The 16,714-nt window shown below is 65.0% G+C and carries 14 protein-coding genes; 10 read left to right on the plus strand and 4 right to left on the minus strand.

All coding sequences use genetic code 11. The annotated features are described in order from the left end of the window. Position 1: 1 nt before the first annotated feature. Positions 2–2,590, plus strand: a complete 2,589-nt coding sequence (gene ptsP / locus NCR34_RS01945) for a phosphoenolpyruvate--protein phosphotransferase (protein ID WP_250499006.1) — start codon at positions 2–4, stop codon at positions 2,588–2,590. Positions 2,591–2,663: 73 nt separating this feature from the next. Continuing rightward, positions 2,664–4,445 carry an N-acetylglucosamine-specific PTS transporter subunit IIBC gene (gene nagE / locus NCR34_RS01950; protein WP_250498954.1) on the plus strand — a complete coding sequence of 594 codons (1,782 nt, stop codon included), beginning with the start codon at positions 2,664–2,666 and terminating at the stop codon, positions 4,443–4,445. Between the two features lie 136 nt (positions 4,446–4,581). On the opposite strand, the gene rpoH is transcribed toward nagE, so the two are convergent. Beyond that, a complete protein-coding gene (gene rpoH, locus NCR34_RS01955) occupies positions 4,582–5,517 on the minus strand; it encodes an RNA polymerase sigma factor RpoH (RefSeq protein ID WP_175940582.1) in 936 nt (311 codons plus the stop codon). Positions 5,518–5,871: 354 nt separating this feature from the next. On the opposite strand from rpoH, the gene NCR34_RS01960 reads away from it, so the two are divergent. Together NCR34_RS01960 and NCR34_RS01965 are read left to right on the plus strand one after the other, a co-directional pair. Then, positions 5,872–6,438 (plus strand): acyloxyacyl hydrolase, encoded by a 567-nt coding sequence (locus NCR34_RS01960; protein ID WP_250498955.1) that lies wholly within the window; start codon positions 5,872–5,874, stop codon positions 6,436–6,438. Between the two features lie 45 nt (positions 6,439–6,483). Continuing rightward, positions 6,484–6,867, plus strand: coding sequence for a nuclear transport factor 2 family protein (locus NCR34_RS01965; RefSeq protein ID WP_175939282.1), 384 nt, complete (start codon positions 6,484–6,486; stop codon positions 6,865–6,867). 19 nt (positions 6,868–6,886) lie between these two features. On the opposite strand, the gene leuA is transcribed toward NCR34_RS01965, so the two are convergent. After that, positions 6,887–8,545: a 2-isopropylmalate synthase gene (leuA, locus tag NCR34_RS01970; RefSeq protein WP_250498956.1), complete on the minus strand. Its 1,659-nt coding sequence runs from the start codon at positions 8,543–8,545 to the stop codon at positions 6,887–6,889. Between the two features lie 445 nt (positions 8,546–8,990). Next, on the minus strand, positions 8,991–9,962 hold the full coding sequence (gene ybiB / locus NCR34_RS01975; RefSeq protein ID WP_175939288.1) for a DNA-binding protein YbiB: 972 nt from the start codon (positions 9,960–9,962) through the stop codon (positions 8,991–8,993). A 297-nt stretch (positions 9,963–10,259) separates the two neighbouring features. Here ybiB and NCR34_RS01980 point away from each other — a divergent pair, with 297 nt between their 5' ends. From NCR34_RS01980 to NCR34_RS01990, 3 genes are read left to right on the plus strand one after another with little or no spacing between them, the layout of a single operon-like run. Then, on the plus strand, positions 10,260–10,958 hold the full coding sequence (locus tag NCR34_RS01980; protein WP_175939290.1) for a fumarylacetoacetate hydrolase family protein: 699 nt from the start codon (positions 10,260–10,262) through the stop codon (positions 10,956–10,958). A gap of 15 nt (positions 10,959–10,973) precedes the next feature. Then, a complete protein-coding gene (gene maiA, locus NCR34_RS01985; RefSeq protein WP_250498957.1) occupies positions 10,974–11,618 on the plus strand; it encodes a maleylacetoacetate isomerase in 645 nt (214 codons plus the stop codon). Then, entirely contained in the window at positions 11,615–12,247 is a 633-nt protein-coding gene (locus NCR34_RS01990) for a LysE/ArgO family amino acid transporter (RefSeq protein WP_248321049.1), read from the plus strand. Before maiA ends, NCR34_RS01990 begins: the two co-directional genes overlap by 4 nt. A 158-nt stretch (positions 12,248–12,405) precedes the next feature. Here NCR34_RS01990 and NCR34_RS01995 read toward each other — a convergent pair whose 3' ends face one another. Next, positions 12,406–13,215 (minus strand): TetR/AcrR family transcriptional regulator, encoded by an 810-nt coding sequence (locus tag NCR34_RS01995; protein WP_250498958.1) that lies wholly within the window; start codon positions 13,213–13,215, stop codon positions 12,406–12,408. A 487-nt stretch (positions 13,216–13,702) separates the two neighbouring features. Between NCR34_RS01995 and NCR34_RS02000 the strand changes: the two genes are divergently transcribed. Genes NCR34_RS02000 through NCR34_RS02010 form a run of 3 tightly spaced genes read left to right on the plus strand, consistent with a single transcriptional unit; the run spans position 13,703 to position 16,709 of the window. Continuing rightward, positions 13,703–14,629 (plus strand): HlyD family secretion protein, encoded by a 927-nt coding sequence (locus tag NCR34_RS02000; RefSeq protein WP_250498959.1) that lies wholly within the window; start codon positions 13,703–13,705, stop codon positions 14,627–14,629. Continuing rightward, positions 14,626–15,570, plus strand: coding sequence for an ABC transporter ATP-binding protein (locus tag NCR34_RS02005; protein ID WP_250498960.1), 945 nt, complete (start codon positions 14,626–14,628; stop codon positions 15,568–15,570). Before NCR34_RS02000 ends, NCR34_RS02005 begins: the two co-directional genes overlap by 4 nt. After that, positions 15,567–16,709, plus strand: a complete 1,143-nt coding sequence (locus NCR34_RS02010) for an ABC transporter permease (RefSeq protein WP_250498961.1) — start codon at positions 15,567–15,569, stop codon at positions 16,707–16,709. The genes NCR34_RS02005 and NCR34_RS02010 overlap by 4 nt, the downstream gene beginning before the upstream one ends. Positions 16,710–16,714 lie beyond the last annotated feature (5 nt).

Genomic DNA, 16,714 nt, shown 5'->3' on the forward strand with positions numbered 1-16,714 from the left:
GATGCGCCGTGCCGAGGAGTCCGTGTTGAACCATTCCACCGATAACCCGAGCGATATCGTTCTGCTCGCTCCGTTTACCGGTCCCGTCGTGCCGCTCGCCGACGTGCCCGACCCCGTGTTCGCCGAGGGAATGTTCGGCGACGGCATCGGCATCGATCCGCTCGATAACGTGCTTCTCGCGCCGTGCGACGGCACGGTGACGCATCTCGCGCGCACGCATCACGCGGTCACGCTGCGCACGGCAGCGGGCGCGGAGATTCTCGTGCATATCGGCATCGACACGGTCGAACTGGGCGGCGAGGGCTTCGCGCCGATGGTCGAACAAGGCACCACCGTGCGCGCCGGCCAGCCGCTCATCGAATTCAACGCGGATTTCGTCGCGCAGCACGCGCCGAGTCTCGTCTCGGTGATCGCGGTCGCCAATAGCGACGCGTTCGAGGTCGCCCAGCGCGCCGGCCGTGGCGTGCTGAAGGCGGGCGCGCGCATGCTCGTGCTGCGCGCGAAGGACGGCGCGGCGGCGCACGTGGCGCGCTCGTCGTCCAACGTGATGACCGAAGCGCGCCGCACCGTCACGCTGGCCCACGCGGGCGGTTTGCACGCGCGGCCGGCGGCGCGGGCGCGCGAGGCGGCGCGCGGCCTGGACGCAAAGGTCGAAGTGCGCTTCGAAGGCCGCAAGGCGCCGGTCGAAAGCGTGGTCGGCCTGCTCGGGCTGGGCGCGGGCGAGGGCGCGACCATCGAACTCGTCGGCATCGGCGCGCAGGCGCAAGAAGCGGTGGATGCCGTCGCCACCGAACTGCTGCGCGCGGCGCAAGGCGAAGTCGAAGAGACGCCCGCGCGAGAGAAGTCGCCCGCGCCGGTCGCGGCGGTTCGCACGGCCGCCGAGCCGCTGCCGCCGAACACGCTCGCGGGCGTGTGCGCGGCGCCGGGCATCGCGGTCGGCAAGCTGGTGCGCTGGGACGATCAGGAAATCGTGCCGCCCGAACAGGCGAGCGGTCCGTCGGCGGCGGAGAGCCGCGCGCTGGATAAAGCCATCGCGCAAGTCGATGCCGACCTCGAAGTCACCGTGCGCACTGCGTCGCAGCGCGGCGCGGTCGGCGAGGCGGGCATTTTCGCGGTGCATCGCGTGCTGCTGGAAGACCCGACGCTCGTCGATGCCGCGCGCGATCTGATCAGCCTCGGCAAGAGCGCGGGCTTCGCGTGGCGCGAGGCGATCCGCGCGCAGATCGCGCTCTTGAATAACGTGAACGACGCGCTGCTCGCCGAACGCGCGGCCGACCTGCGCGACATCGAAAAGCGCGTGCTGCGCGCGCTCGGTCTCACGAATACGGCGGCGCGCGCGCTGCCTGACGAAGCCGTGCTCGCGGCCGTCGAATTCACGCCGTCGGATCTGGCGTCGATCGACCGCACGCGCGTCACGGCGCTCGTGATGTCGCGCGGCGGCGCGACCTCGCATGCGGCGATCATCGCGCGGCAGATCGGCATACCGGCGCTCGTCGCGATCGGTGACGCGCTGCACGGAATCTCGGAAGACGCGCAGGTGGTCGTGGATGCGTCGGCGGGCCGCCTCGAATATGCGCCGAGCGCGCTGGATGTCGAGCGGGCGCGTCACGAGCGCGAGCGTCTTGCGGGCGTGCGCGAGGCGAACCGCAAGATGTCGCAGCAAGCGGCAGCGACGCGCGACGGCCGTCATGTGGAGATCGCGGCGAACATCGCCACGCTCGACGACGCCAAGGCCGCAGTCGAAAACGGCGCGGACGCCGTGGGCCTCTTGCGCACGGAGCTGCTCTTCATTCATCGCCAGGCTGCGCCGACGGTCGCGGAACACACTTCAAGCTATCAGGAAATCGTCGAGGCGCTGGCCGGCCGCAGCGCGATCATTCGCACGCTGGATGTCGGCGCGGACAAGGAAGTGGACTATCTGACGCTGCCGCCCGAAGAGAATCCGGCGCTCGGCTTGCGCGGCATCCGGCTCGCGCAAGTCCGCCCCGAACTGCTCGACGACCAGTTGCGCGGCCTGCTCGCCGTCAAGCCGGCGGGCGCGGTCCGCATTCTCCTGCCGATGGTCACCGATGCCGGCGAACTGCAGCGCCTGCGTGCGCGCATCGACGAACTGGCGCGCGAAGCCGGACGCACGGAGCCGGTCGAAGTGGGCGTGATGATCGAGGTGCCGTCAGCGGCGATGCTGGCCGACCAGCTCGCGAAGTACGCGGATTTCTTCTCGATCGGCACGAACGATCTCACGCAATACACGCTCGCGATGGACCGCTGCCAGCCCGATCTCGCCGCGCAGTCCGACGGCCTGCATCCGGCCGTGCTGCGGCTCATCAAGACGACGGTGCAGGGCGCGGAAAAGCACGGCAAGTGGGTCGGCGTGTGCGGCGCGCTCGGCGGCGATCCGCTCGCGGTGCCGCTGCTCGTGGGCCTCGGCGTGACGGAACTGTCGGTGGATCCGTCCGCGGTGCCGGGCATCAAGGCGCGCGTGCGCAATCTCGATTACCAGCTTTGCCGTCAGCGCGCGGAAGACGTGCTCGCGCTCGAATCGGCGCAGGCAGTAAGAGCGGCCAGCCGCGAAATCTGGCCGCAGGACTAAACGCTTAATGCTTCTTTCCTAGCCACAACCCGAGCAGCAACGACAAGACCTATATTCTTTTGGAGAACCCCCGATGGACGCTAACCCGTTTGCAAAGATGCAGCGCCTAGGCCGCGCCCTGATGCTGCCGATTGCCGTTTTACCGGTGGCCGGCCTGCTGCTGCGTCTAGGCCAGCCCGATGTCTTCAACATCAAGATGATCGCCGACGCGGGCGACGCCATCTTCTCGAATCTGCCGCTTTTGTTCGCAATCGGCGTGGCGGTGGGCTTCGCGAAAGACAACAACGGCACGGCGGGTCTCGCCGGCGCGATCGGTTATCTGATCGAAACGGCCGTCATGAAGGACATCAACGACAAGCTCAACATGGGCGTGCTGTCGGGGATCATCGCGGGCATGGTCGCGGGGTACATGTACAACCGCTTCAAGGACATCAAGCTGCCCGAATATCTGGCGTTCTTCGGCGGCAAGCGGTTCGTGCCGATCGTGACAGGCGTCGCGTGTCTCTTCATCGGCATCGTACTGGGTTACGTGTGGCAGCCGGTGCAATCCGGCATCGACGCGGCCGGCAACTGGCTGACGACGGCCGGCGCGCTCGGCACGTTCGTGTTCGGCGTGCTGAACCGCATCCTGCTCGCGACGGGCCTGCACCACATCATCAACTCGCTCGCGTGGTTCGTGTTCGGGTCGTTCACGCCGCCGGGCGGCGGCGCGGTGGTGCACGGCGACCTGCATCGCTTTTTCGCAGGCGACCAAACGGCGGGCGGCTTCATGACGGGCTTCTTCCCGATCATGATGTTCGGTTTGCCGGCCGCGTGTCTTGCGATGTTCCATGAAGCACCGAAGGAGCGCCGCGCGGTCGTCGGCGGCCTGCTGTTCTCGATGGCGCTGACCGCGTTCCTCACGGGCGTGACCGAGCCGATCGAATACAGCTTCATGTTCCTCGCGCCGGTGCTCTACGGCATCCACGCGGTGCTGACGGGCCTGTCGCTCGCAATTTGCTCGGCGCTCGGCATTCATTTGGGCTTCACGTTCTCGGCGGGCGCGATCGACTACGTGCTGAACTACGGCCTGTCGCAGCGCGGCTGGCTGGCGATTCCGATCGGCCTCGTGTACGGCATCGTGTATTACGGCCTGTTCCGCTTCTTCATCCGCAAGTTCAACATGGCGACGCCGGGCCGCGAGCCGGCCACGACGGACGCGCAAACCGATGCCACGCCTGTCGGCGGCTATGTGCCGGGCGACGTCGCGCCGGCCGCAGCCAGCACGCGCGCCACGAAGTACATCGCGGCGCTGGGCGGCGCGTCGAACCTGACGCTCGTCGATGCCTGCACGACGCGCCTGCGTCTCTCTGTCGTGGATACGGAAGCTGTGTCGGAACCGCAACTGAAGACCATCGGCGCGCGTGGCGTGTTGAAGCGCGGCAAGACGAACGTGCAAGTCATCATCGGACCGGAGGCGGACCTGATCGCCGATGAAATTCGTGGTGAACTCGAACACTCGTCGACGCGCGGCGCGACGCCGGCTTCGTCGGCTCCCGCGCAGCCTGCGGTTGCGACGGCAGGCGTGACCGATCAGACGGCGGGCCCGCTCGATCCGGACCCGCTGCGCTGGCTCGCGGTGTTCGGCGGCGCGACCAACGTCGTTTCGCTCGATGCGGTGGCGCAAACGCGCCTGCGCGTGGTCGTGCGCGATCCGTCGTCGGTGGATCGTCAGCGTCTGTCGCAACTGGATGTCGCGTGGGTGTCAGCGGACACGTTCCACATCGTCGTCGGCGCGGCAGCGCAGCGATACGCCGCGCAGATGGCGACGCGACTCGCGGGCAACGGCGGCGGCGCGGCGCCGATGCCGGCCTGATGCGGTAGGCGGCTAGTCGTAGAAACGGCGCCTTCGGGCGCCGTTTTGCTTTTTACACGCCGCGCCGGCAAACAAAAACCCCGCTGTCTTTCGACAGCGGGGTTCGAACACGCTTGGCTTCGGTTCCGCCGTGGCGTTACGCGTAGTCGTGCAGCGCGGTGCGCATCTTTTTCATCGCGCTCGCCTCAATCTGGCGAATGCGCTCCGCCGACACGCCGAACTCGTCGGCCAGTTCGTGCAGCGTCTTGCCGCCCGATCCGTCGTCCTGCACGTCGAGCCAGCGCGCCTTGATGATGCGGCGGCTACGCTCGTCGAGCGATTCCAGCGCGGTCGAAAGGCCGTCGCTTTGCAGCTTGTCGAACTGGCGCGCGGCGATCACGTTCGTCGGCTCGTTGTGCGAGTCGGCGAGATAGGCGATCGGCGCGAACGCTTCTTCGCCGTCTTCCACCTGGCCTTCCAGCGCGATGTCGCCGCCCGAAAGGCGCGTTTCCATCTCCGCGACCTCTTCGCGCTTGACGTTCAGCTCGCTTGCGAGGCCGTTGATCTCATCCGGCGTGAACGCGGCATGGCCGGTCTTGTGGCTGCGCAGGTTAAAGAACAGCTTGCGCTGCGCCTTGGTCGTCGCGACTTTCACCATGCGCCAGTTGCGCAGAATGTACTCGTGGATCTCCGCCTTGATCCAGTGCATGGCGTACGACACGAGGCGCACGTTTTGCTCCGGATCGAAGCGCTTCACCGCCTTCATCAGACCGATGTTGCCTTCCTGAATCAGGTCTGCGTGCGGCAGGCCGTAGCCCAGATAGTTGCGGGCAATCGACACGACGAGACGCAGGTGCGACAGCACGAGCTGCCGCGCGGCGTTCAGGTTGCCGTGCTCGCGAAATTCGGTGGCGTACTGACGTTCCTCTGCCGGCGACAGCATCGGAATACGGTTCACTGCTTGTATGTAGGAATCGATGTTGCCGATCTGACCGGTCAGCATCGACGACTGCGCGTACGTCAGCGCGCCTGCCGAAGATGCCTTGGCAGGTGCCGAGCCTACAACATTCGGAAGGGTCATCGCATTGGTCACGCTCATAAGCTCCTTGTCAACAATTGGCTGCGGCCGCAACGGCGGCAGCAGGCCAGTCACGATATTAGCACTCCGTCCAACTGAGTGCTAAGTGTTAGAGGGAAACGACGTGTGGGAGTTCCCACAAAACTATCAATCTTGTGGGTTTGATAGGCGTTCGGCTTCAGCAATTGGCTGAACTTACCGAAAGCGAAGCGTTAGATCGAACGAATTACCGTGTAGAAGCATTAGCGCAACGGATTATTCAATCAAAGCGGCAAGATACGCTGGATTGTGCAAATATGTCGCAGCCGAAATACAATGCGCCGACCACCGCTCGGCGGGACGTAAACACCACCCACACATGGGGCGCTCATGCAGAAAAACAAGGTTCTCTGGCGCAGTTTTTTGTCTCACGGCGCCATCGCGGTTTCGCTCGGCCTGGCATCGGCGGCAGCGCATGCCGACCGGTTCGGACTTCAGATAGCGGGCGGCGTCGCCAACCATGACTTCAAGAAGGCCGACGTCGGCATCGTGTGGGACCCGAACCTGACGTGGTGGGAAATCGGCGGATTTCATTTCACGCTGCTCGGCGAGGGACACGTCGCGTACTGGCACACGAAAGAAAGCAACGCGGTCAATCCGAACGTCTGGGAATTCGGCGTCACACCGGTTCTGCGTTTCGTCAAAAGCTTGGGGTACATCCGGCCGTTCGTCGAGGCGGGCATCGGCGTCCGGCTGCTGTCGCACGCCCGGGTCACGGAAGACTACACGCTCTCCAGCGGCTTTCAGTTCGCCGATATGGTTGGCGTGGGCGCGATCTTCGGCGAGAAGCAGAACTATCAGGCCGGTTTTCGCTTCCAGCATCTCTCGAACGCGAGTATCAAAGAGCCGAATCCTGGTATAAATTTCAGCCAGCTATATCTGCAATACAACTTCTGACGGGGCGCCGGCGCATCGGTTCCCCGGCGCAAGGGGAACCGACAGATGCCGGCAAAAACCTTTGAGGCCATCCGCGGCCTGGAGCGCGACCGCTTTCGGGCGATGGTCGAGGGCGACGGCGCCGCGCTCGAAGCGCTGCTGGCCGAGAACGTCAGCTATGTCCACACCAACGGCAAGCGCGAGACGAAGCGTCAGTTCATCGACGCGATCACCGCCGGGCGCCGCCGCTATCGCCAGATCGAGATCCAGACGCAGGACGTTTTCTCTGCCGGACCCGAGACCTGTCTCGTGTCCGGCCGCGCGTTGATCGAAATGGAATCGAAGAACGGCGCGCTGCTCTTTCCCATCGCCTACACGGCGGTTCACGTGCAAACCGGCGGTCAGTGGCAACTGCTTGCGCTTCAGGCGACGCGCGTGGCGCTCGAATAACGCGTCGCCGTCCGCGCCGTCAGGCTTCCACGGCCACGGCCTCGTCCTCGCGCACCTTCCGCGCGATTCCGTTCGACCGATTTACCGCGCTCACGACCGCATCGACGACCGCGAGCGCCGGATTCGCGTGCACCGCGACGCCGAAGCGCATCGGTTCATCGGCGACGCGGCAGCCCACGAACACCGCTGTCTCGCCGTTCGCCGTCACCGTCGATTCGAACCAGCTCACGCTCGCGCCGACGTCCAGAGTCGCGGCGACCGCCTGCGCATAGTGTTCCTCGCTCGCGGCGCCTGAAGCAGGCGGCATCGCGATGTGTCGGCCGAAGACGGAAACCGCCGCCGCATCCACGCGCGATACCGGCCCGCCCGCGTCGAAATACTCGCGCTTGAAGAGCGCGCAGATGGCGTCGCCGCTGATTTCCTCGCCCGATTCGTCCGCCACCGCCTGCACCGCATGACTGAACTCGATCTGCACGCGGCGCGGCGGCGTGAAGCCCAGACCGCGTTCGAGCAGATACGTCGCGCCGCCTTTGCCCGACTGGCTGTTCACGCGAATCACGGCGTCGTAGCTGCGGCCGAGATCGGCGGGATCGATGGGCAAATACGGCACTTCCCACGGCGTGCCGGCCACGCGCTGCGCGAAGCCTTTGCGGATTGCGTCCTGATGCGACCCGGAAAACGCGGTGAACACGAGGTCGCCCGCGTACGGATGGCGCGGATGCACCGGAAGCTGATTGCAGCGTTCGACGACCCGCCGCACCGCGTCGATGTCCGAGAAGTCGAGGCCGGGATCGATGCCCTGCGTGTACAGGTTGAGCGCGAGCGTCACGAGATCGACGTTGCCCGTGCGCTCGCCGTTGCCGAAGAGACAGCCTTCGACGCGATCCGCGCCCGCGAGCAGCGCGAGTTCCGCCGCCGCGACCGCCGTGCCGCGATCATTGTGCGGATGCACCGAGAGCACGATGCTGTCGCGAAAGCCAATGTTGCGGTCCATCCATTCGACCTGATCGGCGAACACGTTGGGCGTAGCGGATTCGACCGTCGCCGGCAGATTGACGATCATCTTGTGATCGGGCGTCGGACGCCAGACTTGCGCGACGGCATCGCACACTTCGCGCGCGAATGAGAGCTCCGTCATGCTGAACGTCTCGGGCGAGTACTGGTAGATCCAGTGCGTTTCAGGCCGCGCCGCCGCGCATTCCTTGATGAGGCGCGTGCCCTCGACCGCCAGCGCCTTCACTTCGTCCTTCGACTGATTGAACACGATGCGCCGGAACGACGGCGCGATCGCGTTGTAGAGATGCACGATGACCTTGCTCGCGCCCTCGACGGCTTCGAACGTGCGCTCGATCAGTTCGCGGCGCGATTGCACGAGCACTTCGATCGTGACGTCGTCGGGAATGCGCTTCTCGTCGATCAGCTTGCGCACGAAGTCGAAATCGGTCTGCGACGCCGACGGGAATCCCACCTCGATTTCCTTGAAGCCCGTCGCCACCAGCATCTCGAAGAATTCGAGCTTCGCTGCGATGCTCATCGGCTCGATCAGCGACTGGTTGCCGTCGCGCAGATCGGTGCTCATCCAGATAGGCGCTTTCTCGATCGTGCGATTCGGCCAGCGTCGGCCGTGCAGACGGACTTGCGGGAACGGGCGGTATTTCTCGGCGGGGTTCGGCATCATGATCGTCGATCTCTTTCAGGAGCGTAGCGCCTGCGAGAGCGGCCGACGCCGGCGGCTGGCCGGCTGCGGCGCGATGCACATGAAGCACGCGAAGCAGAACCGCGCGCGCGATCGCATTGCGCACCGGCGACGGTGACGCCTGCGACCAACGTGAACGTGCGCGAAGCAGCGTGCATGTGACCCTCGCGTTTTCGATTCGCGGGATGCGCGAACGAAAAACTGACGACTACTAGGTGGTAAGGAAGGAACTGCGGGAACGGCTGGCGGGAACGCGCGCCTGGCGACGCGCGCCGCTACGTCTGGCGACTTACGCTAGACGTAGCGATAGGGGCCGCGCTAGGCGGCCCGAAATAATTCGGAGGGAGAAGAATTGGGTGAAACGCATTGGCCTACTTTAAACCAGCGTTGAAGAAGGTGTCAAATGCGGATTTTCCGATTGCGGTGCCTATACCGGCCGGCGCACGACATCCGCGATCAGCTCCACCTGACGCGCGATGGCGGGCGGCACCGGCACGTCGCCCCGCATCACGTCTTCGATCCAGCGAGCGGTAGTCGCGGCATCGAGCGATTCGGGCAGTTCGACGGCGGGCGCGTCCGCCTGCGAACGCTCGGGCGCGACGAGCGTCTCGGCGTGGCCGTCGTGGAACCAGTCGATCTGTACCTGGCGGCGCGTGTCCGCGACTGCTTCGCCTTCGGTGCCGCGCGCGAGCAGCGCGCCGCCTTGCGCCGCATCCGGATGCTCGGTGAAGAGCGCGGTGAGGCTGTCGCGATATTCGGGGTGCGTGTAGTTGACGAGCCGCAGGCCCGGCTCCGCGAACGGCTGCAGAATCTTGACGAGCGTGTGCGTCGAATTGCGCACGCCCATCACGCGCCGAAGGTCCAGCAGCCGCGCGAGCTTCGGCGCGAGCGCGGTCACCGGCGCGAACGCGAGGCGGCGCGAGGCGAGGCTGTCCTCGATCTCGTCGGGCGACGCGGCATGCGGGATTCCCACTTCGGCGAAGATCGCGGCGCTCGTCACGCGGCCCGGATCGTCCACCACGCCATGCACCAGCACCGGCACGCCTTCGCGCGCGAGCAGGAGCGCGAGCAGCGGCGTCAGGTTCGGCTGCTTGCGCGCGCCGTTGTAGCTCGGGATCGACACGGGGCGCGCGTGCTCGCGGCCTTCCTGCACGTGCAGCGGCTCGAACGAACGATGCGCCGCCGCCAGCATCGCAGCGAGTTCGGCGGCCGTCTCGCCCTTCACGCGATACGCGAGCAGCACGGCGCCGAGTTCGACGTCGGAGACGCGGCCATCGAGCATGGCTTCGTAGAGCGAATAGGTGTCGTCACGCGAAAGCGCCCGCGCGCCGTTCGGGCCGCGCCCGATTTCCTTGATATAGCGCGCGCAGGGAAAAGAAGGAGGTGGAGTGTCGGTCATCGGAAGCGTGCGCAAAACGGGCGCTCATTTACATGGTCCTGAGCGGCGCCGTCGCGAGTGGAAATGCGGTATGACACTCAGTATCGCATTTAAGCGCCGCTTGCAAGTTCGGGGACAGGCATCCGGCGAGATTGCGCGGCGGCTGGAAGGATGGCCGCAGGCCGTCCGAAAGCTCGCGCGCCCGCGCCGGACAAGGCTCGCCACGATTCGCGCCGGCACGTTACACTCGCTTTTTGCGACTCCGGCTGCGAGCGTGAGATGCGCCGGCTATCGAATAACATCAAACAGGAGAGCGGGATGACTTACGTGTTTCCCCCGGCGCCGGCGACCGCCGTTCCGGTCGCAGGTTCGAACGAGCAGTTTCCCGTGCGCCGCATCTACTGCGTCGGACGCAACTACGAAGCGCACGCGCGGGAAATGGGCCACGACCCGGACCGCGAGCCGCCGTTCTTCTTCAGCAAGCCCGCCGACGCCGTGCTGTACGTCGCGCCGGGCTCGACCGGCGAGTTGCCGTACCCGTCGCAGACCAAGAACCTGCACTTCGAGATGGAACTCGTCGCGGCAATCGGCAAGCAGGGCAAGGACATTCCCGCCGACAAGGGCCTCGACTACGTGTACGGCTACGCGCTCGGGCTCGACATGACGCGTCGCGACCTGCAAGCGGAAGCGAAGAAGCTCGGCCGCCCGTGGGATACGGCGAAAGGCTTCGATCATTCCGCGCCGCTCGGCCCGATTCATCCGGTGTCCAAGGTCGGGCATCTGGAAAAAAGCGCGATCTGGCTCACGGTCAACGGTGAGGAAAAGCAGCGTTCGGACATCTCGCAGCTGATCTGGTCGGTCGGCGAGACGGTCGCCTATCTCTCGACGCTGTTCGAGTTGTTCCCCGGCGATCTCATCTTCACCGGCACGCCCGAAGGCGTGGGCGCGGTCGTGAAGGGCGATCTGCTGAAGGGCGGCGTGGACGGCATCGGCGACTTCTCCGTGCGCGTGGTCTGAGGCGGCGTGCGGACAATGAAGCTCTACAGCTATTTTCGAAGCTCGGCGGCGTATCGCGTGCGCATCGCGCTGAATCTGAAGGGTCTCGACTACGAGTACGAGGGCGTTCATCTGCTGCGCGATGGCGGCGTGCAACTGAAGCCCGAGTATCGCGCGCTGAACCCGGACGGCATCGTGCCGACGCTCGTCGTGGACGGCGACGTGCTCACGCAGTCGCTCGCCATCATCGAATATCTCGACGAGACGCATCCCGAGCCGCCGCTTTTGCCGCGTGGCGCGTCGGACCGCGCGTTCGTCCGGTCGGTGGCGTTGCAGGTTGCCTGCGAGATTCATCCGCTGGATAACCTGCGCGTGCTGAAGTACCTCAAGCATGAGGTCAAGGTGCCGGACGAGGCGAAGGACGCGTGGTACCGGCATTGGGTGGAAACGGGCTTCGAATCGCTCGAAAAGCGGCTCGCGGCCGATTCGCGCGTCGGCAAGCTGACGTTCGGCGACACGCCGACCATCGCCGATCTGTGCATCGTGCCGCAGTTGTTCAACGCGCGGCGCTTCGGCATCGACCTCGCGCCTTACCCGACCATCGAGCGCATAGCCGATTTCGCGAACCAGATTGACGGCTTCATGCGCGCCGCCCCCGCGCAGCAGCCGGACGCCGAATGACGGCGGCGGTATCTGCGGGAGCCCTGTCGAGTTACTTGTCGGGTGCGGGACTGGGAGCCAGCCTGATCGTGGCGATCGGCGCGCAGAATGCGTTCGTGCTGCGGCAGGGGCTCAAGCGCCGGCACGTGGGCATCGTCGTGTCGATCTGCGCGTTCATCGACGTCATGTTGATCGCGCTCGGCGTCGGCGGCATGGGCGCGCTGATCGCGCGAGCGCCGTTTCTGCTCGACGTGATTCGCTGGGCGGGCGCGGTCTTTCTCTTCCTCTATGGCTTGCGCGCGTTCGTGGCGGCGTGGCGCGGTCCGGGGCATCTGGACGCATCGGACGGCGATTCGCAGACAGCGGTCGCGGCGGCGTCCACCGTGGTCGCGCTCTCGCTCCTGAATCCGCACGTTTATCTCGATACGGTCGTGCTGCTCGGCGGCATCGGCGCGCGGCATGCGTGGCCGGGCAACGCGTGGTTCGCGGCCGGCGCGATGTGTTCGTCCATCATCTGGTTCACGGCGCTCGGCTACGGAGCGCGTCTTTTAGAGCCGTGGTTTCAGAAGGACGTGTCGTGGCGCGTGCTCGATGTGATCGTCGGCTGTGTCATGTGGTGGATTGCTGCGGCGCTGGTGTTTTCGCGGTGAGGCGTTGCGTCTCGGAGGCGGCCGTCGTTTGGCAACTTCGAGGCGCTGCTTGCCGGTCTGTCGTCGTCAATCGCTGAGACTCAGGCGTACGGACCGGATATTTCCGAGCAGGGTCTGCAACTCCAGATCAGACTGGAGAGCGCCCGCAAAGAGCGAACCTATTTTGTCTCGGGAACCGCCATTTTGCTCCGTCGACCGGAGTGGCCGTGCGCGGACGCGCGTGTTGGCGATGATGGACAAAGACCGGCAAGCACTGTCGTTGCGTGCTGTCGAGCCAGCGTGCTCAAGTCCACCGGCTCAAAACCTAGCGGCGCGAGCACCTGGCGTGACAGGATCGCCGCGAACATCGGCCCCACCAGCGAAAAGACGTGGGCCCGAGAATCGCCCTCGCGCACCTCGCCGTTTTTCTGCGAGCGCTCGACGAGCGCTTGCAGAGCTTCGAACATCGGTGCCACCACCTCTTCCACCCAGATCCGTCCAAGGTCGGGGAAGCGTTCGCTTTCCTTCAGGATCAGCGCGGCGATTCGCGGGCTGAGACTGCTGCCGATAGACGTCGCTACCCGCGAAAGGAACAGCGGCACGAATTCGACGAATGCGCCGTCGAACTGCCGGATGGTGTCACTCAGCTGCCGGACGTTGGTTGCGGTCACCTGCTGCACGACCGCGCGAAACAAGTGTTCCTTGGTCTCGAAGTACAAGTAGACGGTTCCCTTCGCGACACCCGCGCGCCGCGCGACGTCATCGAGCCTCGTCGCCTCATAGCCGGCTTCGAGAAAGCACATAAGCGCCACATCGATAATTTCGCCCGGCCGCGCATCCTTGCGACGGCGGCGCTTGGCGGCTTCGGCTGGATGGGCAACGACTGCCGATTCAGCTTCTGTTTCGGGGCTTGCGAGTCGTTTCATTCTTCCTTCTGCGATTCGATGGGCGTCGAGCGAGCGCGATTCGGGCTGGACGTCGGCGTCCATGCTCCGGCCACGCCGTCATCATAGCCGCGCCGGTTGGCCCGGTTGTTCTCGGTCTCCAGCAGGCGTGTCGCATCCCCGCCCGCGCCGGGCTAATTCAGGGTGTGTTTCCTTAGCGCGCCGGTCGATGCGACACCGCCAACTTCGCTGACTTAGGTTCCTCGAAGCGCCACTTGCAGTTTACTGACTTTGAAGTCATTATCCGACCATGACGACGACAGCCACGTCGAAATGAGTGGCCGGCGAGCAGTCGGGGCTGATACCGGATAACTGTGCCCGCCCCACTGTGCAAGTGAACGCCAGAACGCGCGAGGAAGAAATGAGACCCAACCATGCACCGCCGGCAGCCGGAAAGCTAGCCAGTCCGATCCTCGCGCAGCCACTCCGGCACGAGAGCGACGCTGGCGTGCGCCGCCATCGCTGCACGCGCAACGCGGCGCAACTAGTCGAGGCCCGGCCCCTGACGCGTACCGCGTTCATCGCAGGATGCATGCTCGCTCTTACCGGGCTCGCCGGCTGTTCGCGTCAGGATGCGCCTTCTTATCAGGGCTATGTCGAAGGGGAATTCGTCTATCTCAGTTCGTCGCAGGCGGGAACGCTGACGCAACTGTCGGTCACACGGGGCCAGACGGTGGAATCGGGCGTATCCATGTTCGCGCTGGAATCGGGCAACGAAACCGCCGCTTTGAATCAGGCTAGGCAGCAACTCGCATCGGCGCGTGCCCAGTTGCACGACATCCAGACGGGCAAGCGCCCGGTAGAAATCGACGTGACCAAGGCGCAACTCGCGCAAGCCGCCGCCAACGCGCGCAAAGCCGCGCTGCAATTCACGCGCGATGAAGCTCAATACCGTGCGGGCGGCATTTCGAAAGCGCAATTTGACGATTCGCGTGCGAACGCCGAAGCGAGCGCCGCTCAGGTCCGTGAGTTGTCCTATCAGATCGACGTCGCCCGGCTACCCGGACGCCAGCAGCAGATCACCGCACAGTCGGCGCAAGTCGAGGCCGCGCAGGCCGCCGTTGCTCAGGCGCAGTGGAAGCTCGGTCAGAAGCGGGTAGCGGCGCCTGCCCAAGGCCGTGTGTTCGACACGCTGTTTCGCGTCGGAGAGTGGGTGCCGGCGGGCAGCCCGGTCGTGCAGATGCTGCCGCCGCGGAACGTCAAGGTGCGCTTCTTCGTGCCGGAAACGGTTGTCGGGGCCCTGCAGCCCGGCCGCGCGCTGACGATCCATTGCGACGGCTGCGCGGCCGACGTAGCGGCGCAGATCACCTACATCTCGAACGAGGCCGAATTCACTCCGCCGGTCATCTATAGCAACGAGCGCCGCTCGAAACTCGTCTATATGGTCGAAGCGCATCCCGCCGTCGGCGATGCCGACAGGCTTCGGCCCGGCCAGCCCGTCGCGGTGACGCTGCGATGAACCAACCGGGCCAGCAGTACGCAATCGACGTCCACGGACTCAACAAGCATTTCGGCGACAAGCATGTGGTCAACGATGTCTCGTTGCAAGTCGCGCACGGCGAGATTTTCGGATTCCTCGGGCCGAACGGAAGCGGCAAGACCACGTCGATCCGGCTGATGTGCGGATTGTTGACGCCGGACTCTGGCAGCGGCACGTGTCTCGGCTACGACATCCTGACGCAAAGCGCCCTGATCAAGCGCAACGTCGGCTATATGACGCAGCGCTTCTCGTTCTGGGAAGACATGACCATCCGCGAGAACCTCGACTTCGTCGCGCGCGTGTATCGCATGAAAAACCGCCGCGAGAAAGTCGACGCGACCTTGAATGCGCTCGGCCTGGAAAGCCGCTCTGACCAGCTGACCGGGGCGCTCTCGGGTGGCTGGAAACAGCGCCTGGCGCTCGCCGCTTGCATGTTGCATGAGCCGCGTCTGCTGTTGCTCGACGAACCGACAGCCGGCGTCGACCCGACCGCACGGCGCGATTTCTGGGAGGAACTGCATCGTCTTGCCGCGCGTGGAATCTCGGTGCTCGTCAGCACGCACTACATGGACGAGGCGGAACGCTGCCACAAGCTCGCCTATATCGCGTACGGAAAGCTGCTCGCGCACGGGACGTCGAAGGAGGTGGTCGACTCGCAAAACCTCGCGACCTGGTCGATCTCCGGCGAGCATCTCACGGAGTTATCCGAACAGTTGCGCCAGACGGAGGGCGTCGATCAGACCGTCGTGTTCGGCTCGGCACTGCATGCGAGCGGTCACGATCATGCCGCACTGGAAGCCGCTATCCGGCGGGCGACCGACGGCAAGCCGGTACGCATCGAGCAAATCGGTACGGGCCTCGAGGACGTCTTCATCTACATGATGAACCGCTCTGCCGACAACTATGGAATCAGACCGTGAACCTCGATGCCTTCTTTTCGCCCACGCGCTGGTGGAGCATCGTGCTGAAAGAGTTGTTGCAATTGCGACGGGACCGCATCACGTTCGCGATGATCGTCGGCTTGCCGGTCGTGCAACTGGCGCTTTTCGGCTTTGCGATCAACACCGACCCGAAGCACCTGCCGACTGCGGTGATTCTCTCCGACCAGAGCCCGTTTTCGCGCAGCTTCGTCGCGGCAATGGAGAACTCGGACTACTTCCGGATCGTCGACACGCTACATACCGAATACGAGGGACGCCGCGCGCTCGCTGAAGGGCGCGTGCAGTTCGTGCTGACGGTTCCCGCCGATTTCTCAAGGAAATTGCTGCGCGGCGAACGGCCCGCGTTGCTGGTCGAAGCGGATGCGACCGACCCGACGGCGACGGGCACGGCGCTAAGCGCGTTGCCGAGCCTGGTTCAACCGGTCGTGGACAAGGACCTCACCGGCCCGCTCGCGCACCTGAACGGAACACCCGCCGCTTTCAGCGTACAGGTGCAGCGTCTCTACAATCCGGAAGGCATCACGCAATATAACGTCGTGCCAGGGCTGATGGGCGTCATCCTGACCATGACGATGGTGATGATGACGGGCCTCGCCATCACGCGCGAACGCGAGCGCGGAACGATGGAAAATCTCCTCGCGACACCGGTGCTGCCGCTCGAGGTGATGACCGGCAAGATCGTGCCGTATGTGGCGATCGGACTGGTGCAGGCCTCCATCATCCTCGCCGCGTGTCGTTACGTTTTCGACGTGCCCTTCGAAGGCAGCGTGCTGGCGATTTACCTCGCGTCACTGCTATTCATCGCCGCGAACCTGACCGTGGGCATCACGCTGTCGTCGCTCGCGCAGAACCAGTTGCAGGCCGTGCAACTCACTTTCTTCTACTTTCTGCCGAGTCTGTTGTTATCCGGCTTCATGTTTCCCTTCGCCGGCATGCCACGCTGGGCGCAATGGATCGGCGACGTACTGCCGCTCACGTACTTCAACCGGCTCGTGCGCGGCATCCTGCTCAAGGGCAACGGATGGCTCGAACTGTGGCCGTCGGTCTGGCCTCTGATGGTGTTCACGGTGGTCGTGCTGGGCATCGCGTTGCGCTTTTACCGGCGCACGCTCGACTAGGAGGA

Origin of the sequence: Caballeronia sp. GAWG1-5s-s, from assembly GCF_023631445.1 — a bacterium.
Classification (GTDB): Bacteria; Pseudomonadota; Gammaproteobacteria; order Burkholderiales; family Burkholderiaceae; genus Caballeronia.

What these genes read in the sequence shown, in the direction of transcription:
- ptsP (WP_250499006.1), top strand. Translation starts at nt 2, where the DNA reads ATGCGCCGTGCCGAGGAGTCCGTGTTGAACCATTCCACCGATAACCCG.
- nagE (WP_250498954.1), top strand. Translation starts at nt 2,664, where the DNA reads ATGGACGCTAACCCGTTTGCAAAGATGCAGCGCCTAGGCCGCGCCCTG.
- NCR34_RS01960 (WP_250498955.1), top strand. Translation starts at nt 5,872, where the DNA reads ATGCAGAAAAACAAGGTTCTCTGGCGCAGTTTTTTGTCTCACGGCGCC.
- NCR34_RS01965 (WP_175939282.1), top strand. Translation starts at nt 6,484, where the DNA reads ATGCCGGCAAAAACCTTTGAGGCCATCCGCGGCCTGGAGCGCGACCGC.
- leuA (WP_250498956.1), bottom strand. Translation starts at nt 8,545, where the DNA reads ATGATGCCGAACCCCGCCGAGAAATACCGCCCGTTCCCGCAAGTCCGT.
- ybiB (WP_175939288.1), bottom strand. Translation starts at nt 9,962, where the DNA reads ATGACCGACACTCCACCTCCTTCTTTTCCCTGCGCGCGCTATATCAAG.
- NCR34_RS01980 (WP_175939290.1), top strand. Translation starts at nt 10,260, where the DNA reads ATGACTTACGTGTTTCCCCCGGCGCCGGCGACCGCCGTTCCGGTCGCA.
- maiA (WP_250498957.1), top strand. Translation starts at nt 10,974, where the DNA reads ATGAAGCTCTACAGCTATTTTCGAAGCTCGGCGGCGTATCGCGTGCGC.
- NCR34_RS01990 (WP_248321049.1), top strand. Translation starts at nt 11,615, where the DNA reads ATGACGGCGGCGGTATCTGCGGGAGCCCTGTCGAGTTACTTGTCGGGT.
- NCR34_RS01995 (WP_250498958.1), bottom strand. Translation starts at nt 13,215, where the DNA reads ATGGACGCCGACGTCCAGCCCGAATCGCGCTCGCTCGACGCCCATCGA.
- NCR34_RS02000 (WP_250498959.1), top strand. Translation starts at nt 13,703, where the DNA reads ATGCTCGCTCTTACCGGGCTCGCCGGCTGTTCGCGTCAGGATGCGCCT.
- NCR34_RS02005 (WP_250498960.1), top strand. Translation starts at nt 14,626, where the DNA reads ATGAACCAACCGGGCCAGCAGTACGCAATCGACGTCCACGGACTCAAC.